18 protein-coding genes are annotated in these 22,421 nt (G+C 69.0%); 8 read left to right on the forward strand and 10 right to left on the reverse strand.

Annotated elements, in window-relative coordinates; all coding sequences use genetic code 11:
- Window positions 1–47: 47 nt before the first annotated feature.
- Window positions 48–1,316, reverse strand: a complete 1,269-nt coding sequence (locus IBL26_RS04340; RefSeq protein ID WP_187783219.1) for an ABC transporter substrate-binding protein — start codon at window positions 1,314–1,316, stop codon at window positions 48–50.
- A 23-nt stretch (window positions 1,317–1,339) separates the two neighbouring features.
- The gene (locus IBL26_RS04345) at window positions 1,340–2,329 is read right to left on the reverse strand and encodes an ABC transporter ATP-binding protein (RefSeq protein ID WP_456316399.1); all 990 of its coding nucleotides are present in this window, start codon (window positions 2,327–2,329) and stop codon (window positions 1,340–1,342) included.
- 203 nt (window positions 2,330–2,532) lie between these two features.
- Between IBL26_RS04345 and IBL26_RS04350 the strand changes: the two genes are divergently transcribed.
- Window positions 2,533–3,483: a hypothetical protein gene (locus IBL26_RS04350; protein ID WP_187783220.1), complete on the forward strand. Its 951-nt coding sequence runs from the start codon at window positions 2,533–2,535 to the stop codon at window positions 3,481–3,483.
- 151 nt (window positions 3,484–3,634) lie between these two features.
- Here IBL26_RS04350 and IBL26_RS04355 read toward each other — a convergent pair whose 3' ends face one another.
- Together IBL26_RS04355 and IBL26_RS04360 are read right to left on the reverse strand one after the other, a co-directional pair.
- Complete coding sequence (locus IBL26_RS04355; RefSeq protein WP_241748982.1) at window positions 3,635–4,276, reverse strand: MlaC/ttg2D family ABC transporter substrate-binding protein; 642 nt, start codon at window positions 4,274–4,276, stop codon at window positions 3,635–3,637.
- A gap of 37 nt (window positions 4,277–4,313) precedes the next feature.
- Window positions 4,314–5,144: an MlaA family lipoprotein gene (locus tag IBL26_RS04360; protein WP_187783222.1), complete on the reverse strand. Its 831-nt coding sequence runs from the start codon at window positions 5,142–5,144 to the stop codon at window positions 4,314–4,316.
- A gap of 264 nt (window positions 5,145–5,408) precedes the next feature.
- Between IBL26_RS04360 and metF the strand changes: the two genes are divergently transcribed.
- A complete protein-coding gene (metF, locus tag IBL26_RS04365) occupies window positions 5,409–6,404 on the forward strand; it encodes a methylenetetrahydrofolate reductase [NAD(P)H] (protein WP_456316400.1) in 996 nt (331 codons plus the stop codon).
- A 277-nt stretch (window positions 6,405–6,681) separates the two neighbouring features.
- Here the strand turns inward: metF and IBL26_RS04370 are convergent, their stop codons facing one another.
- Window positions 6,682–7,068 (reverse strand): hypothetical protein, encoded by a 387-nt coding sequence (locus tag IBL26_RS04370; RefSeq protein ID WP_187783223.1) that lies wholly within the window; start codon window positions 7,066–7,068, stop codon window positions 6,682–6,684.
- Between the two features lie 165 nt (window positions 7,069–7,233).
- Between IBL26_RS04370 and IBL26_RS04375 the strand changes: the two genes are divergently transcribed.
- From IBL26_RS04375 to IBL26_RS04385, 3 genes are read left to right on the forward strand one after another with little or no spacing between them, the layout of a single operon-like run.
- Entirely contained in the window at window positions 7,234–7,737 is a 504-nt protein-coding gene (locus IBL26_RS04375; protein ID WP_367615369.1) for a pentapeptide repeat-containing protein, read from the forward strand.
- A gap of 1 nt (window position 7,738) precedes the next feature.
- Window positions 7,739–9,943 carry an ATP-dependent helicase gene (locus IBL26_RS04380; RefSeq protein WP_187783225.1) on the forward strand — a complete coding sequence of 735 codons (2,205 nt, stop codon included), beginning with the start codon at window positions 7,739–7,741 and terminating at the stop codon, window positions 9,941–9,943.
- The gene (locus IBL26_RS04385) at window positions 9,943–10,845 is read left to right on the forward strand and encodes a 50S ribosomal protein L11 methyltransferase (RefSeq protein ID WP_187783226.1); all 903 of its coding nucleotides are present in this window, start codon (window positions 9,943–9,945) and stop codon (window positions 10,843–10,845) included. The genes IBL26_RS04380 and IBL26_RS04385 overlap by 1 nt, the downstream gene beginning before the upstream one ends.
- 191 nt (window positions 10,846–11,036) lie before the next feature.
- Here the strand turns inward: IBL26_RS04385 and IBL26_RS04390 are convergent, their stop codons facing one another.
- Complete coding sequence (locus IBL26_RS04390; RefSeq protein ID WP_187783227.1) at window positions 11,037–11,372, reverse strand: DUF1127 domain-containing protein; 336 nt, start codon at window positions 11,370–11,372, stop codon at window positions 11,037–11,039.
- Window positions 11,373–11,560: 188 nt separating this feature from the next.
- Between IBL26_RS04390 and IBL26_RS04395 the strand changes: the two genes are divergently transcribed.
- Both IBL26_RS04395 and IBL26_RS04400 read left to right on the forward strand, forming a co-directional pair.
- Window positions 11,561–13,342, forward strand: a complete 1,782-nt coding sequence (locus IBL26_RS04395) for an aminopeptidase P family protein (protein ID WP_187783228.1) — start codon at window positions 11,561–11,563, stop codon at window positions 13,340–13,342.
- A complete protein-coding gene (locus IBL26_RS04400) occupies window positions 13,327–14,148 on the forward strand; it encodes a hypothetical protein (protein WP_187783229.1) in 822 nt (273 codons plus the stop codon). Before IBL26_RS04395 ends, IBL26_RS04400 begins: the two co-directional genes overlap by 16 nt.
- 306 nt (window positions 14,149–14,454) lie before the next feature.
- Here the strand turns inward: IBL26_RS04400 and ligA are convergent, their stop codons facing one another.
- The gene (ligA, locus tag IBL26_RS04405; protein ID WP_187783230.1) at window positions 14,455–16,617 is read right to left on the reverse strand and encodes an NAD-dependent DNA ligase LigA; all 2,163 of its coding nucleotides are present in this window, start codon (window positions 16,615–16,617) and stop codon (window positions 14,455–14,457) included.
- A 211-nt stretch (window positions 16,618–16,828) separates the two neighbouring features.
- Here ligA and IBL26_RS04410 point away from each other — a divergent pair, with 211 nt between their 5' ends.
- Complete coding sequence (locus IBL26_RS04410) at window positions 16,829–17,929, forward strand: TRAP transporter substrate-binding protein (protein ID WP_187783231.1); 1,101 nt, start codon at window positions 16,829–16,831, stop codon at window positions 17,927–17,929.
- 323 nt (window positions 17,930–18,252) lie between these two features.
- Here IBL26_RS04410 and recN read toward each other — a convergent pair whose 3' ends face one another.
- The 3 genes from recN to lpxC all read right to left on the reverse strand — a co-directional run bounded on the left by recN (window position 18,253) and on the right by lpxC (window position 22,014).
- The gene (recN, locus tag IBL26_RS04415; protein WP_187783232.1) at window positions 18,253–19,932 is read right to left on the reverse strand and encodes a DNA repair protein RecN; all 1,680 of its coding nucleotides are present in this window, start codon (window positions 19,930–19,932) and stop codon (window positions 18,253–18,255) included.
- 63 nt (window positions 19,933–19,995) lie between these two features.
- Window positions 19,996–20,841 carry an outer membrane protein assembly factor BamD gene (locus IBL26_RS04420; protein ID WP_187783233.1) on the reverse strand — a complete coding sequence of 282 codons (846 nt, stop codon included), beginning with the start codon at window positions 20,839–20,841 and terminating at the stop codon, window positions 19,996–19,998.
- A gap of 210 nt (window positions 20,842–21,051) precedes the next feature.
- A complete protein-coding gene (gene lpxC, locus IBL26_RS04425) occupies window positions 21,052–22,014 on the reverse strand; it encodes a UDP-3-O-acyl-N-acetylglucosamine deacetylase (RefSeq protein WP_187783234.1) in 963 nt (320 codons plus the stop codon).
- Between the last annotated feature and the right edge of the window lie 407 nt (window positions 22,015–22,421).

Below are 22,421 nucleotides of genomic sequence, written 5' to 3' on the forward strand. Positions count from 1 at the left end.
CCGGGCGGCGCGCCCGGACGGAAGATGATGGTCGCGGCATCGATGCCTCAGGCAGCGATGAACTCGTTCCATTTCTGGACCATGTAGCGGTCCTCGTTCATCACCGAGTTCCAGCACACCACCTTGCCCATGCGGTCGGCGAAGGCGCCGCCGTCGCGCACCGCGCCGGCCTTCTCCATCTCCTTGCCGTCGGGGGACATGATGGGGGCGGTGGCAGCCTTGCCTTCCATCCAGTAGCCCCACTCATTCTCGCTCATATTGGCCTTCGCCGTCTCCAGCACCGCCGAGTAGTAGCCCTGGCGGTTCAGATAGGCGCCGACCCAGCCGGAGAGGTACCAGTTCAGGTACTCGTAGGCGGCATCGCGCTGCAGCCCGGTCAGGTGCTTGGCGAGGCCGAGGCCGGAGCCCCAGGCGCGGTAGCCTTCCTCCAGCGGCTGGTAGGTGCAGGCGATGTTGCGGGACCGCACGGCGGCCACGGCCGGGGACCACATGGACTGGATCACCACCTCGCCCGAGGCCATCAGGTTGACGCTCTCATCGAAGGACTTCCAGAAGGCGCGGAACTGCCCGGCGCGCTTCTGCTCGATCAGGAAGGCGATGGTCTTGTCGATCTCGGCGCGGGTCATGTTGCCCTTGTCGCCGTAAGTGATCTGGCCAAGGCTCTCCATCACCATCGCCGCATCCATGATGCCGATGCCGGGGATGTTGAGGATGGAGGCCTTGCCCTTGAAGGCCGGGTCCACCAGGTCCCGCCAGTTGCGGATCGGCCGGCCCACCAGGTCCGGGCGGATGCCCAGCGTATCGGCGTTGTAGATGGTGGGCAGCAGCGTCATCCACCCCGTCGGTGCCGCGGCGAATTTGGTGGAGGTGGCGCCTTCCACATAGCCCACCGTGTGCGGCGCGGTGCCCTGGCCGGGCGTCGTCGTCGGCGTCAGCTTGCCGCTGGTGAAGATGGGCACGAGCTTGTCGGCCAGCTTGATCTTGGAGACCTCGATCGGCTGCATCACGCCGGTCGGGAACACCTTCTTGATGCTGAAATACTCGATGTCGGCGACGTCGAAGGCGCGCGCCTGGGTGGCTGCGCGCTGCGCCACGGCATCGGTATCGCCGATGGTCAGTTGCAGCGTGAAGCCGAGATCCTTCTTCACCTGCTCCGCGATGGCATTGAGGCCGGAGACGCCGGTGCCGACCTGGCGCAGCGTGATGTCACGGATGTTCTGCGCCCACAGGGTGGGGAAGCCGGTGATGGCACCGCTGCCCAACGCCGCGCCGCCCAGCGCCAGGGCGCCACGACGGGTGATGGTGGTCTTGGTCATGTCCGCGATCCTCTTCTTCTGGTTCAGGCAGCGTCGGGCAGGGGGTGGGCGTCGGCCGCATCCCAGCCCAGGGTGACGGCCGCGCCGGGTTCGACCGGGGCGGCGTGGAACACGGCATCGGGCAGCAGCGCCTCGGCGGTCTGGCCGTCATTGGCGGCCACCACCACGCGCACGGCGGCGCCCTGGTACTCGATGGCGCTGACCAGCCCCGGCAACTGCCCGGCAGGCAACAGCCGGCAGCGATCCGTCCGCACGGCGAAGCGGCCGCCGGGCAGCGCCAGCACGTTGTGGCCGCCGATGAAGCGGGCGACGAAGGCGGTGGCCGGCTTCTCGAAAATCTCGCGCGGCGGGGCGGCCTGGGCGATACGGCCGCCCTGCATCACCACCGCGATGTCGGAGAGCGCCATCGCCTCGTCCTGCCCATGGGTGACGTGGACGAATGTGATGCCCAGTTCCCGCTGCAGGCGCTTCAGCTCTTCCCGCATCTGGGTGCGCAGGAAGGGGTCGAGGGCCGAGAGCGGCTCATCCAGCAGCAGTACCTTGGGGTGGGTGATCAGCGCGCGGGCCAGGGCCACGCGCTGCTGCTGGCCGCCGGAAAGCTGGCTCGGCAGGCGGCTGGCCATACCACCCAGCTGCACCAGGTCCAGGAACCGGTCGGCCTGGCGCAGCCGCTCCGCCTTGGCGACGCCGCGCATCCGCAGGCCGAAGGCCACGTTCTCCAGCGCCGTCAGGTGGGGGAACAGCGCGTAGCTCTGGAACATCATGGCGGTGCCACGCTGCACCGGAGGCAGGCCGGTGACGTTGCGGCCGCCGATCAGCACGTCTCCCTCGCTGATCTCCTCATGCCCGGCGATCATCCGCAGCGTGCTGGTCTTGCCGCAGCCGGAGGGACCGAGCAGGCAGCAATAGCTGCCCGAGGGAATGGCCAGGGATACGCTGTCCACCGCCAGGGCACCGCCGCCATAGCGTTTGGTGACGTTGATGAGCTCGACATTCGCCTGCAATGGCAACACCCCCCGTGTCCCGGGGCGCCATGCAAACGCCGCACCAATTCGCCCTCGCCTGGACACAAAGGCAACGCTACGGTGTTTGCCCTCAGCTTGAGCAGCCTCTGCCTTAACTTTTATCAGTTTTGCTGGATGACACGTCCCCCATTTGGGGGATGCGCCTTTGATGACGAACGAGATAACGATTGTGTGGGAGTGGAGCGGCGCAGATGTACGACGTCACGACGCAGTCCTTGCGGGCAGTCCCCTGGTACGCGGAAGCGTTGCTGCAGGAACTGGACCGGCTCGTGGATCTGGCCTGGGAACCGGGCTGGGCGCCAATGGCGCTCGGCGAACTGGTCGGGCTATGCCGTCAGTTGCGCGAAGGCCATGACCGTCAGGACTGGCTGGACATCCGCGCCATGCTGCGCGCCCACCCGATCAACCGCCTCATGCGGGAAGACCCGCTGGTCTTCCACGCCGGCAAGCCGGACGCCGTGGTACGGGACCTGCTGATGGGCTACCCGGAGGCGGAGGCGCTGGTGAACGGCACTTCCCGCGCCGGGCGGGACCTGTTCGCGGCCAGCCGCAGCTTTGGCTGGATGGCGGCTCTCGGCCACCGCGACGCTTATCTGGGCCGCGTGGCGGATGCGGTGGCGCTGGAGCACCCGCAGGCGGAGCTGCTGACGCTGGGGGCTGGACATCTGCGGGAAGCCTGGGGCCTCGGCGCCCCCGCCAGCCTGCGCCGCTGGGCGGTGGTCGAGCTGGATGCCAGCCGTCGCGGCACCATGCGCAACGGCCTGCCCGCCGGCCTGCCGTTACAGCCGTTGCGCTGCTCGCTGCGCGGCTTCGCCCGCCGGCCCTATGGGCGCGGGTGCTTCGACCTGATCTGCCTGCCGGCGCTGCCGGAAGGCTGGGACATTCCCGCCACGTCGGAATTGATCGCCGCCGCCTTCAGCGTGCTGAAGCCGGGCGGGCGGCTGGCGCTGTGCGCGCCGGCGGAAGCGCCGACCGAAGCGGCCTGGATGGAAGTGTTCATGGATGTGACCCCGACCTGGCGCTCCGTGCGCGAGGTGGAGGTGCTGCTAGGGCGGGTCCCGGCGGCGGAATGCGCCGACCGCCGGGTCTTCCACAGCCTGGATGGGCGGATGATCCACGCTATCCTGAAGCGCCGGGGATAGGGGCCCCGGCGCTGCCCACCCTGGGTGAGGAAGGGTCAGGGCAGGCAGGCCATGTGCTGCGGGCCTTCCGGCGTATCCGCCGTCGGGCCTTGCAGCGAACGTCATGGCACAGGCACGAAGCGGGCCGGGACGGCCCGCGACGATCACGGCGTCAACGCGTCTCGCGCGCCGCCAGGGCGGCGATCTGCCGGCGCATCGCGTCCAGCAGAGCGGCGACCTGGCCGCCATTGCGGCTGATCACGGCCGAATACTCGCTACGCTGGGTCAGGCGCAGGGAGGTGCCCTCAGCAATCACGTCCACGACGCGCGGCTGGCCGCCGACCTCGCCGACGCGCCAGTCGAGGCTGAAGGGGGCGCTGTTCGGACGCTCGATGGTGGTGTTGACCAGCGCATCGTCCTCGGTGCGCTGCTGGCTGCGGCCCAGGCTGAAGCGCACGCCCTGATACTCGCCGAAGCGGGCGGACAGGTTGCGGATCAACGTCTCCTCGAACAGCTTCATGTATTCCTGCTGCTCGGCCGGGGTGGCCACGCGCCACCAGCGGCCCAGGATGAAGCGGCCGACGCCGTCCACATCCACGGCCTTGCGCAGCACGGCGGCCACCTGCTGGCGGCGCACGGCCACCGGCTGGTTGGAGTTGAGCACGCCCACCAGATCCTGCCCGGTGGTCTGGACGAACTGGGCGGCGGTGTTGATGTCGATCTCGGCATGCGCCGCGGGCACGGCGAAGTGGCCAAGCGCGGTCAGCGCGAAGGGGGCGGCCAGCGCGCTGGCCAGCAGGGTACGGCGGTTCATCCGTTGATATCTCATTCTGTTCAGCCGGTGTGACGCTTCAACGCGGCTGGAGGGCGCCGGTTCCGGCATCCGGCTCTGCGGCCGCGGCATTGCCGGGCTGCGCGCGGCGGGCCAGCGGGCCGGCGGTGGAGGGCAGCTCACCCGCATTGCGGATCTGCTGGTTACGGTTCTGGCGGTACGCGCTGCGGAAGGTCGCGTAAGGGTCCAGGCTGGTCTCGTTCACCGCATCGACGGTGTCGAGCAGGTTGGCGCGGGCATCCAGGATGGTCAGGCCCAGCCGGGCGTAGCCCAGGTTTTCCGCGGTGTTGCCGTTGTTGGCGAGGATCCAGGTGAGGGGATCGGCCGCCACGTCGGCGCCGCGGCCCACCAGGTCACGCGGGTTGTTGGGGCCCAGCACCGGGATGAACAGGTAGGGGCCTTCGCCCACGCCCCAGGTCGCCAGGGTCTGGCCGAAATCCTCGCTATGGCCCGGCATGCCGGTGGCGCCGGCAACGTCGAAGATGCCACCCAGGCCGAAGGTCGTGTTGATCATGAAGCGGCCCACCGTCACCAGCAGGCGGTCCGGATTGCCCTGCAGCAGGTCGTTCACGGCGACGACGGGGCTGCGCAGGTTGGACAGCACGTTGCCCACGCCGGTGCGGACCGGCTGCGGCAGCACCGTTTCATACACCTTGGCGGCGGGACGCAGCACGACGGTATCGATGCCGTTATGGACCGCGAACATGGTGCGGTTGAACGGCTCCAGCGGATCGTTGGTCTGCTCGAACTCCGCCACGGCCTCCGGCTCATCGGCCGGGGGGCGGGTGGCGCAGGCGGACACGACCAGGAGGCCGGCCAGCAGCAGGGAGGAGCGACGGAGGGAGAGCATGGGCTTGGCTGAATCCTGCAGGGGCAGCGTGAAGGCGTGGCCATAACAATCCGCCAGCCACCAAAGTTTGTCACTACAACCTATAATGTGCCGCCGGGCCGTTCGGAAACTGTTTATATACGTACCCGCACGTAAATATAATGGGTGCCCCTGGCCGCGCTCAAGCCCATCCGTGCCTGACAGCCCGGAAACTCTCCGGCAATGCGCCGGCCATCAAAGCGCCCCGTTCAACTTCCGCCGCGCTTCGCCTAGAGTATGGTCATCATGAACCATTTCGCCGACGCCCCTTCCGGGCACGACACCGCTCCCACCAACGGGACGCCCGCCGGCGCCGCCAGCGGCGGTACCCTGGGGCGCTGGCTGACCGGCCCGCGCGTCGCCAGCCTGCCGCAAGGCAACGCCATGCCCGTGCCGGCGCTGTCCTTCGAATTCTTCCCACCGCGGACCGAGGCGCTGGAGCAGCAGCTCTGGTCCTGCGTCCGGCGGCTGGAGCCCCTGGCACCGCGCTTCGTCTCCGTCACCTATGGCGCGGGCGGCACCACGCAGGAACGTACCCACGCCACGGTGGCGAAGCTGGCGCGGGAGACGGCGCTGACCCCCGCCGCCCACCTGACCTGCGTCGGCGCCAGCGCGGGCGAGGTGGATGACGTCGCCCGCCGTTACTGGGATGCCGGGGTGCGCCACATCGTCGCCTTGCGCGGCGACGCACCGGGTGGTGAGGCCAACTACGTGCCGCACCCGGAAGGCTACGCCTATGCGTCCGACCTGGTGGCCGGCCTGAAGCGCATCGGCGACTTCGAGATCTCGGTCGCTGCCTATCCAGAGACGCATCCGGCCGCGTCTTCGCCCGAGGCGGACCTGGACAACCTCAAGCGCAAGATCGACGCCGGGGCCACCCGCGCCATCACACAGTACTTCTTCGATACCGATGTCTATCTGCGATTCTTGGACCGGGCCCTGGCCGCCGGCATCACCGTGCCGATCGTGCCGGGCATCCTGCCGGTGTCCAACTTCACCCAGGTGAAAAAGTTCTCCGGCATGTGCGGCACCGCCGTGCCGGACTGGATGGGCCATCTGTTCGACGGGCTGGACGACGACCCGGACACCCGCCGGATGGTCGCTGCCTCCATGGCGGCGGAGCAGGTGCGCCTGCTGCAGGCCAATGGCGTGGACGAATTCCACATCTACACGCTGAACCGGGCCGACCTGAGCTACGCCATCGCCCATATCCTGGGCGTAAGGCCGCGCAAGGCGGAGTGAGGCGAAGGGCAGGGCGGGGCACACCCTCCGCCTGCCATTGCTTCTATTTAGGGCATCAGGCGAAGGCCGGGGAGCAATCCCCGGCTTTCGTCGTTCTGGCCGCATGGTGGACGGGCGGATCGGTCAGGCGGGTTCCGGGGCGTGCCTTCCCCAGCTCTCCCGCCTTGCGCGTGACGGCTTATAGCGGGATCGCCGAAGAGCCTGAATCACGCGGTCAGACAAAGGTGTCGAGCATGGTGCGTGAACGGATGTGAACGCGCCATGCTCTCACGGCGCCTCAGCGGAACGGGACGAGGGGATCGCGGCCGGTATTCATGTTGTCCCGTGCATCCTGTCCGCTCATCCGGTTCAGGTTGCCCGTGGTATCGGCCGCACCGTTGGGGGAGTTCTCTCCCATCCGGGCGCGCTCCAGGCTCTGCGCGTTCAGCTGGTCAGCCGAGGTGGCGGCGCCGCCCTGACTGGCCATGCGCTGGCCCTGGCCCTGGCCCTGGCGCTGGTGGTGCATCGGCGCGCGGGCATGCGGCGCCTGGCCGCGATGCATCTGGGACTGTGCGTGTGGCGGCGGCATCGCGCCAGCCGGCTCGGCGGCCAGGGCGCCCGTCGCGCCGCCGGCGATGGACAGGGTGGCCAGCAGGGCCAGGGCCGGCAAGCTGCGAACTGTCATCGTTCGATCCTCTTGATACGGGGCGGTCTTGTTGGCCGTCCGTACTGAAAACGCACCGGTGCCCTGGCCGTTCAGCCCGCATCAGGTGAAATTACGGACATGCGGGGGCGGAGGTGTAGCCGGACGGAGGTTGGCCGCGTTCGCTTCCCGTTCTATATCCCTGGCGTGATTCCCTTCCTGGCGACCCTCCTGGCCTTTCCCGTGGTGATGCTGCTGGCCATGGGCCCGGCGGCAGCCGCATGCGTGGATTCCGCCGCGCCCGGGGTGGACTGGCGCCGCTGCCTGCAGGACGGGCGGGACCTAACGGGCGCCGACCTGACCGGGGCGGTGCTGCGGGATACCAGCTTCGTCCGCGCCCGCCTGCCGGGCGCCAAGCTGGTGCAGGCCGAGGCACCGGAGGTGCGCTTCACCTCCGCCGACCTGACAGGCGCGGACCTCTCCCGCGCCGTCATGCGCGGGGCCGATTTCACCCGCGCCGTGCTGCGGGACGCCGACCTCTCCGGGGCCGATCTGCGGCAGGCGCGCTTCTTCCGTGCCGACCTGCGCGGTGCCAACCTGACGGGGGCCGAGCTGGGCGGCGCGGACATGCTGGGCGTGCAGCTGGATGGCGCGCTTTGGGTTGATGGTCAGAGGCGCTGCGCCGCCGAATCCGTGGGGGCCTGCCGGTAACATGAGCGACTATCTCACCCGCCTGAATCCCGAGCAGCGCGCCGCCGTCGAGACGGTGGACGGCCCGCTGCTGGTGCTGGCCGGCGCCGGCACCGGCAAGACCCGCGTGCTGACCACCCGATTCGCCCATATCCTGATGAGCCGGCGTGCCTTCCCCAATCAGGTGCTGGCCGTCACCTTCACCAACAAGGCGGCGAAGGAGATGCGGGAGCGCGTCGCCTCCATCCTGGGCCAGCCGGCGGAAGGGCTGTGGCTGGGCACCTTCCACGCGCTGTGCGCGCGCATGTTGCGGCGGCACGCGGAGCTGGTCGGGCTGACCAGCAACTTCACCATCCTCGATACCGACGACCAGATGCGGCTGCTGAAGCAGATCATGGCCGCCGAGAACATCGATACGAAGCGCTGGACGCCGCAGAACCTGATGGGCGCCATCCAGCGCTGGAAGGACCGCGGCCTGACGCCGGACCGCGTGACGGATGCCGAGGATGTGGACTTCGCCAATGGCCGCGCCCGTGGCCTCTACGCGCAGTACCAGGAACGGCTGAAGGCGGTGAACGCCGCCGATTTCGGCGACCTGCTGCTGCATGTGACCGAGATCCTGCGCACCCGGCCGGACGTGCTGGCCAACTACCACCGCATGTTCCGCTACATCCTGGTGGACGAGTACCAGGACACCAACACCGTCCAGTATCTGTGGCTGCGCCTGTTGGCCCAGCGGGAGAATCCGGCCGAGCGCAACATCTGCTGCGTCGGCGACGACGACCAGTCGATCTATTCCTGGCGCGGGGCCGAGATCGAGAACATCCTGCGTTTCGAAAAGGACTTCCCCGGCGCGACCATCGTGCGGCTGGAGGCCAATTACCGTTCTACGAGGCCGATCCTGGGCGCCGCCGCCGGGCTGATCGCGCAGAATAACGGCCGTCTCGGCAAGACGCTGCGCCCCGGCCGCAACGATGCCGAGGGCGACCCCGTCAGTGTCATCTCCCTTTGGGACTCGGAGGAAGAGGCCCGGATGGTGGGCGAGCGGATCGAGCAGGCGCAACGGCGGCGCCACAAGCTCTCCGAGATCGCCATCCTGGTCCGCACCGGCTCCCAGACCCGGGCGTTCGAGGAGCGCTTGATCACGCTGGGCATTCCCTACCGCGTGGTCGGCGGGCAGAAATTCTACGAGCGTTCGGAAATCCGCGACGCGATGGCCTATCTGCGCGTGGTGAACCAGCCGGCCGACGATTTGGCCTTCGAGCGCATCGTCAACCAGCCGAAGCGCGGGTTGGGCGACACCGCCATCCGCGCCATGCATGAGCTGGGGCGGCGCGAAGGCAAGCCGCTGGTCAGCGCCGCATGGCGGATGATCGAGACCGGCGCGCTGCGCGCCAAGGCGAAGCAGTCGCTGCACGAGTTGCTGGAAGGCTTCGCACGCTGGCGCGCCCAGTTGCCGGCGGAAGGGCATGTGGTGGTCGCCGCCACCATGCTGGAGGAATCCGGCTACACCGACATGTGGAAGCAGGACAAGTCGCCCGAGGCCGCCGGGCGCCTGGAAAACCTGAAGGAATTGCTGCGGGCGCTGGGTGAATTCGAGACCCTGGCCGGCTTCCTTGAACACGTCGCCCTGGTCATGGAGACGGACGAGAACGCCGAGGCCGACCGCGTCAGCCTGATGACGCTGCACGCCGCCAAGGGCCTGGAATTCGACATGGTATTCCTGCCCGGCTGGGAGGAAGGCCTGTTCCCCCACCAGCGCGCGCTGGATGAGAGCGGCGACAAGGGGCTGGAGGAAGAGCGGCGGCTGGCTTACGTCGGCATCACCCGGGCGCGGCAGAAGGCGATCATCAGCCACGCCGCCAACCGGCGCATCTACGCCAACTGGTCCAGCGCCGTGCCCAGCCGCTTCCTGGATGAGTTGCCGGAAGAGCATGTGTTGCGGGAGGGCGGCGCGGGCGCGCACCGCACCCGCATGGCCAACCAGCCTTCTGCCTTCGCCGGCCAGTTCCCGCTGGTGTCACGCAAGCCGCGCGTGATCGAGGCCGGGGCGTGGGAAGTGGCGCAGCGCCCGGCGCGCACGGCTTCCATGCCAGTTGGGCAGCGGGTGTTTCACCAGAAATTCGGCTATGGGCGCGTAATGGCCGTGGACGATAGCAAGCTGGACGTCGAGTTCGAGCATGCCGGCCGCAAGCGCGTCATCGATACCTTTGTGGAAAAAGCCTAATGAACCAGGGCGTCACCAACCGCCGTCACCCGCAGCTGCTGGAGACGCTGACTCTGGACGGGCTGCCCGAGCACGCCGTGCCCGCCTTCGAATCGGCGTTGCAGACCGTTTGCCTGACCGTTGGCTACTTCAAGGACGACCCGACCGACACGTGGCGCCTGGAAGCGGTGCGCGAGGTCGGCGTCGGTGACGAGGAGCTGATCCCCGCCCTGTTCCTGGCCAGCGCCGTTACCGGCATCGAGCAGCCGGAGCTATTGCGGGCGCCGGTGGAGGCCGATGGCTGGCTGGCCCGCACCGTGGAAGCCTTCCCGGAGCAGGAGATCGGCGGCCGCTTCGTCATCCGCCCTAGCCATGTGGCGGACCCGGTGACCTACGGGAAGGTCGTGCTGAAGCTGGATGCGGGTCTCGCCTTCGGCTCGGGCGAGCATGGCTCGACGCGCGGTTGCCTGATCGGGTTCGAGGGCATGGCGCACCGGCGCCCGCGCCGCATCCTGGATATCGGCACCGGCTCCGGCATCCTGGCCATGGCGGCGGCGAAGCAGCTGAAGCGCCCGGTGCTGGCCACGGATATCGAGCCGTGGTCCGTGCGTATCACCGCCGACAACGCGGTGGCGAACGGCCTGCGCAACCAGATCCGCGCCAAGCTGGCCGATGGCTGGCGGCACCCGGCGGTGCATGGCGGGCGCTACGACCTGGTCTTCGCCAATATCCTGGCGCGCCCGCTCTGCTCGATGGCGAAGGACCTGGCGGACCATCTGGCGCCGCGCGGCACCGCCATCCTGGCCGGGCTGCTGGGGACGCAGGTGCGCATGGTGCTGGCCGCGCATCGCCGCGCCGGGCTGGTGTTGGAACGGCGGATCGACCAGGGGCATTGGTCGGCCCTGGTGCTGCGGAAGCGCTGAAGAGGAAGCCTCCCCGAAGCGGACCCCCAAAAGGGGGATCGCCCCGCTGCCCGGGGTAAGGGGCAGCGGGGCGATCAAACCGAAACGGCGTTGGGGGGAGGGGGAGTAGTGAGGAGCGCCGCCTCGGTAACTGGTCTCTGCATGAACAACCTCGGCGCAAGTCCGAGGTTGCGTGCAGAGCCAGAAAAAACTCAGGCCGCGATGCGGCTCGACTGGAAGGTCACTTCCGTCTGGCCCTTGGGGGCCTTCGGCAGCGTGTGGATGGTGGCGGTGGGGCGCTGCTCTTCCTGCTGCATGTCGAACACGCGGCGGATGTCACCGCGGCTCAGGCCGATATCGGCCAGCTCGCGGTCGGTCAGCATCGACAGTTCGTCCATCACGCGGCGGCGGCGCGGGTACTCGGCGATTGCGCGGAAAGCATTGCGGAACCACTGGCCGATCTTCGCGTCACGCTCACGAATGGCGTCCTGGCGGACGAGCTCGATGGCGGCAGCGTTGGCGGAGGAGGTGGTGAACCGGGCGTCCATTTGTCTGTGTTCCAATATCGCTTCAGGGTGGTCAGCGGCTCCGGCTGTTGCCGTGGCCACCCGCCCTCTTGCGGTGCGGCATAGATACTCCTTTGCTGGCGCTGGAGTAGCGCCGCGCCCAAGACGCAGACATGCGCCGTGCGCATTGATACCTGTGGAAACATGTCTTTAACGGGAACCTCACAAACATGACACATCCGGGAGCTTCCACGCAGCATTTGGTCGCGCTGAGGCAGAGCCTCCCGGGCCTGGGCGTGGATGGGGTGCTGATTCCGCGCAGTGACGAATTCCTGGGCGAGTATGTTCCGCCTAGCTCTGAGCGTCTCGCATGGCTGACGGGTTTTACCGGCTCTGCGGGCATGGCGATCGTCCTGGCCAATCGCGCGGCCGTGTTCACCGACGGGCGCTACACCACCCAGGTGGCGGCGCAGACCGACCCGGCGCTGTGGGAACGCCGCCACTTGATCGAGCAGCCGCCGCATGAGTGGCTGGCGGAGCACGCCGCCGGGCTGCGGATCGGCTACGACCCCCGCTTGCATCCGCAGGCCGCCATCGACCGGCTGGCCGATACCGGTGCCGTGCTGGTGCCGCTGGCGGCCAACCCGATCGACGACATCTGGCGGCACCGCCCGGCGCCGCCCCAGGCCGCCGCCGTGCCGCAGCCGGCGGAATATGCCGGCCTCTCCAGCGAGGAGAAGCGCGCCGCCGCCGCCCAGGCGCTAAACGATGCCGGGGAGGACGCCGCCATCCTGGCCGATGCCCACTCCGTCGCCTGGCTGCTGAACATCCGGGGCGGTGACCTGGCCCATACCCCGCTGGCGCTGGGCAGCGCCGTGCTGCACGCCAACGGCCAGGTGGACCTGTTCATGGAGCCGGCCAAGCTGGGCCCAGCGACGCGGGAGCACATGGGCAACCACGTCTCCGTCCACCCGCCTGCCGCGCTGGCGGAGTCGCTGGCCGCGCTCGGCGGCCGCACCGTGCGGGTGGACCCGGACCTCACCCCCGCCTGGTACGCCGCCACGCTGCAGGAAGCCGGCGCTAAGTTGACGCATGGGGAGGACCCGGTGCGGCTGCCACGCGCCTGCAAGAACCCGGTAGAGCAGCAGGGCGCCCGCGCGGCGCATCTGCGCGATGCCGGCGCCATGGCGCGCTTCCTGCACTGGTTCGCCACCGAAGCCCCCAAGGGCGGGCTGACCGAGGTTTCGGCCGCCGAGCGCCTGCTGGCCTTCCGCACCGCGCTGCCGCTGTTCCGCGCCGAGAGCTTCCCGGCCATTTCCGGCGCGGGAGAAAACGGTGCCGTCATCCACTACCGTGCCTCGGCGGAGAGCGACCGGCCGATCCGCCCGAACGAGTGCTACCTGATCGATAGCGGCGCACAGTTCACCGACGGCACCACCGACATCACCCGCACGCTCTGGACCGGCCCGGGCGACCCGCCGGCTGAGCTGATGGAGCGCTACACGCGGGTGCTGCGCGGCCATATCGCCCTGTCTACCCTGCGCTTTCCCCAGGGTGCCGCCGGGCCGCATTTGGATGCGGTCGCGCGGCGGCCGCTATGGGATGCCGGGCTGGATTACGACCACGGCACCGGCCATGGCGTCGGCAGCTTCCTCTCGGTCCATGAGGGGCCAGTGGCCTTCAGTCGCGCCGCCAAGCCGGTGCCGCTGCGGGAGGGCATGATCCTCTCCAACGAGCCTGGCTTCTACCTGCCCGGCCATTACGGCATCCGTATCGAGAACCTGCTGCTGACCCGCGCCACGCCGCAATTGCCCGGCCAGGCCAAGCCCTTCCTGGAGTTCGAGACACTGACCCTGGCGCCCTATGACCGCCGGCTCATCGATCTGCCCCAGCTCTCTCCGGTGGAGCGGGCCTGGATCGATGCCTACCACGCCCGCGTGCTGGCGGAGGTCGGCCCGGCGCTGGAGGGCGAGGCCGCCGCCTGGCTGGCGACGGCTTGCGCCAGGCTGTGATACCGCCGCCGGCACCGATGCCGGAACTGGCCGGGCGCCGCGTGCTGCTGGCCTACGGGCTGGCGGGCGAGGCCATCGCTCGGTTGGCCCCGGTGGGGTTCGACTACATGGGCACGCAGCTGGCCTGGCTGCGGGCCTCGGGGGCGGAGGCGCAGGTGGTGCCGCTGCCCACCGCCGCCGCGGTGGAGGACAACGCCACCCTGTTGGCCGGCGCCATCCTGGCCGCCCCGGCGCGCTGCTTGCTGCTCTCCCATAGCAAGGGCGGGCTGGAATCGCTGGCGGCGCTGCTACGGCCAGGGGTAGCAGCGCGGTGCGACGCGTTCCTGGCGCTGCAATCGCCGTTCCTGGGCTCGCCGGTGGCGGATGCGCTGCTGGGCAACCCGGGCTTCCATGGCATCGCGCGGCAATTGGCGCAGCTGCTGCGTGTCGGCAGCGGTGCCGGGCTGGTGGACCTGACCAGCGCCGTCCGCACCGCCTGGATGCAGGAGCGCGCGGCGCAGGTCGCGGCCCTCACCGCCAGCCTGCCGGTACTGTGCATCGCCAGCCAAGTGAAGCGGGACAGCGCCGTGGGGCCGGACCGCCGCTACCTGCCGCTGGCCGAGTGGCTGGAAAAGCGCGGCGCCGGGCCGAATGACGGGTTGGTGCCCGTTGCCTCCGCCCTGCTTCCGGGCGCGCGGCATTGGGTGCTGAACGCCAGCCACCGCGCCCTGGTCTCGGCCGGCGAGGGGCGGGATCCGGTGGGCATCCTGCGTCAGGCGCTGGAAGCTCTGCTCAACGGCCATGCCGCAGCGGCGGAGGCGGGCTGACCCTCGTAGCCGGTGTCATGGCGTTCTGGGGCGGATGGATAGGCAGCTTGAGGCAGGAAGGCCGGGGAAGGAATTCCCCGGACCCCTTCTTTTCTTTCTGTGGGTCTTTTCGGGCGCGGCTGCTGGGGCGTCAGCCAAGCCAGTCATACGGACGCCATGGCGGCTGAAGGCCGATATTGCACGCTGGCGACCAAGGATCGTCCGCATGTCTCCCGCCGCTGGCCCCGGAGCTCAACGCCAACTGACAGAAAAAGATGGGGTTTCAGGAGAATTCCTTCCCCTGACCTGCCCTCTACGTTTGTACCGCTAGCCCAGCCCCGCCATCTGCCGCCATTCGGCTTCCGTCAGCACCCGCACCTCCAGTTCCGCCGCCTTCTTGGCCTTGGAGCCGGCATCGGCGCCGACCACGACGAAATCGGTCTTCTTCGACACGCTTTTCGTCACCTTGGCGCCCAGCCGGTCAGCGATGGCCTCGGCCTCGTCGCGGGAGCTGTGCTCCAGCGTGCCGGTGAAGACCACGGCCTTGCCGGCGAAGGGGCTGTCGCTGTCGCCGAAGCTCTCCGCCTGCTGCGGCTTCACCTCGCCCAGCAGGTCGTCCAGCGCGGCCAGGTTGCGCGGTTCCTTGAAGAACTCCACCAGCTCCGTCGCGATGGAGGGGCCAATGCCCTGGATGGAGCCCAACTCTTCCCGTGCCTCGGAACCGACGATGGCGGCGGCGCGCATCTTCTCCCGCCACTGCTCGACCGTCTGGTAGTGCCGCGCCAGCAGCTTGGCGTTCTGCGCGCCGATGCGGCGGATGCCGAGGCCGAAGATGAAGCGCTCCAACGCCGGCGCGCGCCGCTCCTCGATCGCCGCCAGCAGGTTGGTAAGCTTTTTGGAATCCTTCTTCGACGCCTTGCCCCAGCCTTCCCATTGCCGGATGGCCTCCACGTGCTGGCCCAGCCGGAAGATGTCGGCGGGGCTTTTGACGATACCGGCATCGTGCAGGGCGATGATGTTCTCCTCGCCCAGCCCTTCGATATCCATGGCGTTGCGGCTGACGAAGTGCTTCAGCCGCTCCACCGTCTGGGCGGGGCAGATCAGCCCGCCGGTGCAACGGCGCACGACCTCGCCCTCCGGCCGCACGGCGTGGCTGCCGCAGGCCGGGCAATGCGTCAGCGGTTCCCAGGCTTTGGCATCCACCGGGCGTTTCTCCAGCACCACGCTGACGATCTGCGGAATCACGTCGCCCGCGCGCTGCAGCACCACCGTGTCGCCGATGCGCACATCCTTGCGGGCGATCTCGTCCTCGTTGTGCAGCGTCGCGTGCTGCACCATGACGCCGCCGACATTCACCGGCTGCATCACCGCGCGCGGCGTCAGCGCCCCCGTGCGGCCCACCTGGATCTGGATTTCCAGCAGCACCGTCGTCGCCTGTTCGGCGGGGAACTTCCACGCGATGGCCCAACGCGGCGTGCGGCCGACGAAGCCCAGCCGCGTCTGCCAGTCCAGCCGGTCGAGTTTGTAGACGACGCCATCGATGTCGTAATCCAGCCCGGCGCGCTTCTGGCCGAGGGTGTTCTGGAACTCCTCGGCGACATGCTCGTCCCGCAGCACCTCCGATAGCGGGTTCACCTCGAACCCCCAGCGCTCCAATGTCTTGAGGTATTCGCTGTGTGTCTCGGCCACCGGGGCACTGGAGGCACCTTGGGCATAGGCGAACAGCTTCAGCGGGCGGCGGGCGGTGATCTCTGGATCCAGCTGGCGGAGGGAGCCGGCGGCGGCGTTGCGCGGGTTGGCAGGGATGCGGATCTCCGGCCCCACCTTTTCGCCGCGCTCGCGCCGCTGCTCGCGTTCCTCGTGCTGGCGGGCCTGCTCGTCCCGGAAGGCGATGAAATCCGCCTTGGTCATGAACACCTCGCCCCGGATCTCGATCTGGTCGGGGAAGGGGGCGGCCAGGCGGCGCGGCAGGTACGCGTCCGGCAGCGTCTCCAGGTTACGGGTGATGTCTTCGCCCACCGTGCCGTCGCCGCGCGTGGCGCCACGGACGAAGCGGCCGCCCTCATAGGTCAGGTTGACCGAGAGCCCGTCGATCTTCGGCTCGCCGACGAAGCGCAGCACCTCCTCCTCGCCCAGCTTCAGGAAGCGGCGGATGGTCTTGGTGAATTCGAGGAATTCGTCCGGGCCGAAGGCGTTATCCAGGCTCAACATCGGCGTGCCGTGGCGGGACTTGGCGAAGCCGGCGGCCGGGGCGGCGCCGGGGGTCGCTTCGCTCGGGCTGTCCTCCCGCTTCAGGGCGGGGAAGCGCGCCTCTATGGCCGTGTTGCGCCGCCGCAGGGCGTCGTACTCGGCGTCCGTGATCTCGGGCGAGTCGTTCTGGTGGTAGGCGATATCCGCCTGGGCGATGGCATCGGCCAGGGTGGCGAGTTCCTCGGCCGCCTGGGCCTCAGTCAGGTCATCGACGGGGAGGGAGCGGAGCGGCGCGGTCATGGCATGGTGCTAACGCCTGTGCCGGCGGGTGGGAAGCAGCTACCTGAACGGACCTAGCCCTCCGCCGCTGCGAAGCCCGCGCCCGGCCAGGAAAGCTACCGCCCTCATGCATGGCTGGGCACGCAAGATTCTGAGCCAGCCGGCCTGTTCAACGCGGCGATGCTGTGCTTCCTGCCATGCCTTGCGCAAGATCAGAATAACGGGAAATGCCATGCGCCGTCGCGCCCTGTTCCGCCATGCCGGCCTCGCTGCCGCGGGCACCGCTGCCACCACCGGCCTTGCCGTGCCGGCCCTGGCCCAGAGCCAGCCCGCCCTGCGCTGGCGCATGACCTCCTCCTACCCCAAGTCGCTGGAGACCATCTACGGCACAGGCGAGGTATTCAGCCGCATCGTGGCGGAGCTGACCGACAACCAGTTCCAGATCCGCGTCTTCGGGGCCGGCGAGATCACGCCGCCGCTGCAGGCGCTGGATGCCGTGCAGGCCGGCAGCGTGGAATGCGCCCACACCACCAGCTTCTTCTACACCGGCAAGAACGAAGCCTTCGCCATTGCCACCGGCCTGCCCTTCGGCATGAACACGCGGCAGCAGGAAGCCTGGCTGTATCAGGGCGGCGGGGTGGAGCTGCTGAACACCTTCTTCGCCAAGTTCAACGTGTACGGCCTGCCGCTCGGCTCCACCGGGGCGCAGATGGGCGGCTGGTTCCGCAAGGAAGTGCCGGGCTCCGCCGACCTCAAGGGCCTCAAGATGCGCATCGGCGGCCTGGCCGGCACGGTGCTGGAACGCCTGGGCGGCGTGCCGCAGCAGCTGGCGGGCGGCGACATCTACCCGGCGCTGGAACGCGGCACGATCGATGCCGTGGAATGGCTCGGCCCCGTCGATGACGAGAAGCTGGGCTTCCACCGCGTGGCGCCCTTCTACTACTACCCCGCCTGGTGGGAAGGCGCCGCCAACACCCAGTTCTTCTGCAACCTCGAGCAGTACAACGCGCTGCCGAAGCACTACCAGGCCGCCATCCGCTCCGCCTGCAGCGAGGCCACCAAGTGGATGGTTGCCCGCTACGACACCCGCCATCCGGACGCGCTGCGCCGCCTCGTCTCCCAAGGCACCAAGCTGCGCCCGTTCTCGCGCGAGATGCTGGACGCCTGCGCCCGTACCTGGGAAGGGCTGGAGAAGGAACTGGTGGCCCGCAACCCGGACTTCGCCACCATCCACGCCAGCTGGAGCAAAGGCCGCGACGATATGCGCCTGTGGCACCGCATTTCGGAACTGACCTTCGACAACTACGCCGCCCAGCTTTCGGCGCGCCGCTGAGGGAGGAAGGCCGGGGAAGGAATTCCCCGGTCCCCTTCTTTCTTCTGCGAGTTGGTGTGACGCTTCACGACCGGGAGCAGGCACTGCTGATGATATTTAAACTGGGCGATGAGGGCTGAGCCCGCTGTCGCCGGAGGTCCTGGACCTACTGCGCGATCTGCCCTGCCCCAAACCAGACAGACCTCTCAACAACCACCATGCAAAAACTCGAAGGGAAAAAGAAGGGGTCCGGGGAATTCCTTCCCCGGCCTTCGCGCCTCTCTAGAGCATGCTTGATCGCGTGATGCAGGCTTTTCGGTGATTCCACCTCAAGCCATCACGCTCTAGGCCAATCCGCCCAACAGCGAATCAGCCGCGGCGCGGGCTGCCTCGGTCACGGTCTCGCCGGCCAGCATGCGGGCCAGTTCCTCCCGGCGGGCGGCGTCGTCCAGCGGTTCCACCCGGGTTTCGGCCCGCTCCGCGCGGATGCCCTTGGCCACGCGCAGGTGCTGCGCGCCACGGGCGGCCACCTGCGGGCTATGGGTCACCACCAACACTTGCAGGCGCTCGGCCACCCGGGCCAGCCGGTCGCCCACCGCCGCGGCGGTGGCGCCGCCGACGCCGCTATCCACTTCGTCGAATACCAGGGTCGGCACCGGGCTGCCGCGCGCCAGCACCACCTTCAGCGCCAGCATCAGGCGGGACAGCTCGCCACCCGAGGCGATCTTGTCCAATTGCCCGGGCTTCTGGCCGGGGTTGGTGGAGACGAGGAAAATGATCCGGTCGAGCCCTTCGCTGGACCAGCCGCGCTCGTCCTTCCGCTCGATGCTGATGTGCAGGCGGGCCCGCTCCAGCTTCAGCGGCTTCAACTCCCGCGCCACCGCATCCTCCAGCTTGCCGGCGGTAGCGCGGCGGGTGGCGGAGAGGGACTGCGCGACCTCCAGGTAGCGCGCCTTGGCGGCGGTGGCAGCGGCTTCCAGCGCCGTGGCACGCTCGGCACCAGCATCCAGGGCGGCGAGGCGGCTCTTCAACTCGCGCAGCAGCGACGGCAGCTCGACCACGGGGACGGCGTGCTTGCGGCCGGCGGCGCGCAGGGCGAACAGCCGCTCCTCCACATGCTCCAACCGGCGGGGATCGGGGGCGATGCCGGCAGAGAGGCGCTCCAGCAGTCCTTCCGCCTCGGCCAGCGCATCCTGCGCCTGGCCGAGGGCAGTGATGGCGGGGGCGGCTTCTTCGTTCGGGGCGGGCAGGCGCTCCAGCGCCCGCACGGCATTGCGCAGGGCGGCGGCCGGGCCACCGCCGCCACGGCGGTCCCGCGGCTGCAGTTCGGACAGGGCCGAGGCCACGGCTTCCGCCCGGCGCTCCCCCTGCTGCATGGACTGACGTTCCTCGGCCAGCGAGTCTTCCTCGCCTTCCTCCGGTGCCAGGGTTTCCAGCTCGTCGGTGGCGTGGCGCAGCCATTCCTCATCGCGCTGGGCGCTGGCGATGGCCTCGCGTGCGGCTTCCAGTTCCCGCTCGGCATTGCGCCAGGCGCGAAAGGCCTCGCCCACGCCGATGCGCGCGGCTTCCAGCCCGCCGAACGCGTCCAAGAGCCCGGCATGGGTGGCGGGGTCGGCCAGCCCGACCTGGTCGTGCTGCCCCTGGACCTCGACCAGCAGCGCGCCCAGCCGGCGCAACAGGCCGACGCCCACCGGGTCGTCATTGACGAAGGCGCGGGAACGGCCATCGGCCTGCACCACCCGGCGCAGCACCAGGTCGTCCTCGGCCACGATGCCCTGCTCGGCCAGCAGGGCCAGGGCGGGGTGGGTGTTGGGCAGGTGGAAACTGGCGACGACGGAGGCCTGGGGCTGGCCGGCACGCACCATACCGGCTTCCGCCCGCTGCCCCAGGGCTAGGCCCAGGCTGTCCAGCAGGATGGACTTGCCAGCGCCGGTCTCGCCCGTCAGCACGGTCAGGCCGGAGCCCAGGCTGAGATCCAGCCGCTCGATCAGGACGACGTCACGGATCGCCAGCGAGACGAGCATGCGCTGGCCTCAGCCCGCGATCGTCTTCGGTGCTGCCGAAGCCGTGTCTCGCCGGGTCATGGGTTAGAAGATCCAGTTGAGGCTGCGGCGCATGAAGCCGGGGCGGTCGCCCGGCGCGGGCTCACTGCCATCGATCAGCAGCGCGTAGGAATCCTGGTACCAGGGGCTACCGGGGTAGTTGTGGCCCAGCACGCTGGCGGTCTTGCGCGCCTCATCCGTCAGGCCGAGCGAGAGGTAGATCTCGGTCAGGCGGTGCAGAGCCTCGGGCACGTGGTTGGTGGTCTGGTACTCTTCCACCACGCGGCGGAAGCGGCCGATGGCGGCCTGCGGCAGGCCGCGGTTCTGGTAGAAGCGGCCGATGGTCATTTCCCGGCCGGCCAGGTGGTCACGCGCCAGGTCGATCTTCAGCGCGGCGTCGCGGGCATAGGCGCTGTCGGGGAAGCGGTTCACCACTTCCTGCAACTGCGCCAGGGCCAGCTCCGTGCCCTTCTGGTCACGCTCCGAGTCGACGATCTGCTCGTAGTAGCTCAGGGCGCGCAGGTAATAGGCGTAGGCGATGTCCCGGTGGCCGGGATGCAACTGGATGAAGCGGTTGAGGCCGCCGATCGCTTCGGCATAGCGGTTCCGCATGTAGTCGGCATAGGCCGACATCAGGGAGGCCTGGGTGGCCCAGGTGGAGTAGGGGTGTTCCCGCTCCACCGCATCGAAGAATTCCTTCGCTTCCTGGAAGCGCTCCTGCTTCAGGGCATCCATGCCCGCCGCGTAGAGAGCTTCGGGCGTCTGCGCGGCCAATTCGGCGCGCGGCGTCAGCGAAGCGGTTTTGCCATCCCATTGGCTGCAGGCCCCGAGCCAGAGCGGCGCGGCCAGCAACAGGGAAAGACGGAGGGAGCGGTTGGAAAGGATGCGCATCGCGCCGGCTCTATATCACGCCGCGAGGTGCAGCGACCAGAGGGAGACAGGACAAGGGCGAGGAAGCGACAACTGCGCGGTTGAAAGACCCGCGCGGGGCCGAAATCCCTATGCCGATGCTGGGCCCGGCGCCCATACGGGCCGCCGGTCGTGGCGAAGGGCGGGCCTGGCACGCAAATGTGTGCGGGGCCCGCCCAACGCCGAAAGGTCTCAGGCGGCCACCGTCTCGCGTTCCATCTGGCGGCTGAAGGCCGGGATGGCGGTGTCCAGGTGGGCGTCGTCCTGCCAGCGCCAGGCGGTGGCGTCGGCGAACAGGGCGCGCAGCAGGCGGTTGTTCAGCGCGTGGCCGGACCGCTCGCCACTGAAGCGGGCGCGAAGCGGGGCGCCAGCCAGCGCCAGGTCGCCCACCACGTCCAGCAGCTTGTGGCGCACGAACTCGTCGCTGTGGCGCAGGCCGCCTGGGTTCAGCACCAGCGGGCCATCCACCACCACGGCATTGGCCAGGCTGCCGCCCTGCGCCAGGCCGATGGAGCGCAGCTTCGCCACGTCCTCCGCCCGGGTGAAGGTGCGGGCATCGGCCAGTAGGGCGCGGAAGGAATTCTCCGTCACGCGCAGCGTCAGCGCCTGACGCCCGATGGCGGTGTTGGCGAAATCGATGGCCAACGAAGCCTCGAAGCCCGGAGTCGCGGTCGGCGCCAGCTCGGCCCAGGCGGCGTCGGGGCCTTCGCCCTCGGTGACGCGGACGGTCTTGAGCACTTCGACGATGCTGCGCGGCACCATGGTGTCCGTTTTGCCGGCGCAGTCGATCAGGAACAGGAAGGGCGCGGCGGAGCCGTCCATGATCGGCACTTCCGGGCCATCGACCTCGGCAATGACGTCATCAATGCCGCAGGCGGCGAAGGCAGCCATGACATGCTCGATCGTGCCGATGCGGACATCGGGACGGCCCGGCATCACCAGGGCGGTGCACAGGCGGGTATCGCCCACCCAGTCAAACCGCGCCGGCAGGTCCAGGCCGAGATCAGTGCGGCGGAAGACGATGCCGGTGCCGGCAGGCGCGGGGCGAAGGGTCAGGCTGGCGCGCAGGCCGGAGTGCAGGCCGATGCCCACGCAGCCGATCGGTGCCTTCAGCGTGGTCCGCCGACCCGTCTCAACTGCAAGAAAACCGTCCATTACTCGCCTCTGACCTTTCATCAAGCCGAAACACCGTCGCACACATAACGCCTCGGCCACCGCCTAAATGGCACCCTCCCTGTGTCCAGGCGAGTCAACGCTTGTTTCTGCATATTACGCTGCAATCCATTGTTTTTATTGAATTGCTGCAAAGCGAAATGCCGGTGTGTGACACATGCTGCAGCGCCGCTGGCGCTTCGCTGACCGATGCGGGGCCCAGAATCGAAAAAGGCCAGGATGGCTACCCTGCTGGGCAGCCATCCTGGCCTGGATCGGGGCCGGCGCTGTTTAGTTGCTCTGGCGGCGCAGGAAGGTCGGGATATCCAGGCCCATTTCCTCGGCCGGCGGCTGGGCCGGGGCGGGGCGGGCGGCCTGGGGCTGCTGCTGCGGCGCGGCGGCGCGCGGCG

Origin of the sequence: Teichococcus aerophilus (assembly GCF_014490485.1) — a bacterium.
Lineage (GTDB): Bacteria > Pseudomonadota > Alphaproteobacteria > Acetobacterales > Acetobacteraceae > Pseudoroseomonas > Pseudoroseomonas aerophila.

Bases quoted from the DNA above. Each gene is read 5' to 3' on its own strand.
- IBL26_RS04340 (WP_187783219.1), bottom strand. From the start codon at position 1,316: ATGACCAAGACCACCATCACCCGTCGTGGCGCCCTGGCGCTGGGCGGC.
- IBL26_RS04350 (WP_187783220.1), top strand. From the start codon at position 2,533: ATGTACGACGTCACGACGCAGTCCTTGCGGGCAGTCCCCTGGTACGCG.
- IBL26_RS04355 (WP_241748982.1), bottom strand. From the start codon at position 4,276: ATGAACCGCCGTACCCTGCTGGCCAGCGCGCTGGCCGCCCCCTTCGCG.
- IBL26_RS04360 (WP_187783222.1), bottom strand. From the start codon at position 5,144: ATGCTCTCCCTCCGTCGCTCCTCCCTGCTGCTGGCCGGCCTCCTGGTC.
- metF (WP_456316400.1), top strand. From the start codon at position 5,409: ATGAACCATTTCGCCGACGCCCCTTCCGGGCACGACACCGCTCCCACC.
- IBL26_RS04370 (WP_187783223.1), bottom strand. From the start codon at position 7,068: ATGACAGTTCGCAGCTTGCCGGCCCTGGCCCTGCTGGCCACCCTGTCC.
- IBL26_RS04380 (WP_187783225.1), top strand. From the start codon at position 7,739: ATGAGCGACTATCTCACCCGCCTGAATCCCGAGCAGCGCGCCGCCGTC.
- IBL26_RS04385 (WP_187783226.1), top strand. From the start codon at position 9,943: ATGAACCAGGGCGTCACCAACCGCCGTCACCCGCAGCTGCTGGAGACG.
- IBL26_RS04390 (WP_187783227.1), bottom strand. From the start codon at position 11,372: ATGGACGCCCGGTTCACCACCTCCTCCGCCAACGCTGCCGCCATCGAG.
- IBL26_RS04395 (WP_187783228.1), top strand. From the start codon at position 11,561: ATGACACATCCGGGAGCTTCCACGCAGCATTTGGTCGCGCTGAGGCAG.
- ligA (WP_187783230.1), bottom strand. From the start codon at position 16,617: ATGACCGCGCCGCTCCGCTCCCTCCCCGTCGATGACCTGACTGAGGCC.
- IBL26_RS04410 (WP_187783231.1), top strand. From the start codon at position 16,829: ATGCGCCGTCGCGCCCTGTTCCGCCATGCCGGCCTCGCTGCCGCGGGC.
- recN (WP_187783232.1), bottom strand. From the start codon at position 19,932: ATGCTCGTCTCGCTGGCGATCCGTGACGTCGTCCTGATCGAGCGGCTG.
- IBL26_RS04420 (WP_187783233.1), bottom strand. From the start codon at position 20,841: ATGCGCATCCTTTCCAACCGCTCCCTCCGTCTTTCCCTGTTGCTGGCC.
- lpxC (WP_187783234.1), bottom strand. From the start codon at position 22,014: ATGGACGGTTTTCTTGCAGTTGAGACGGGTCGGCGGACCACGCTGAAG.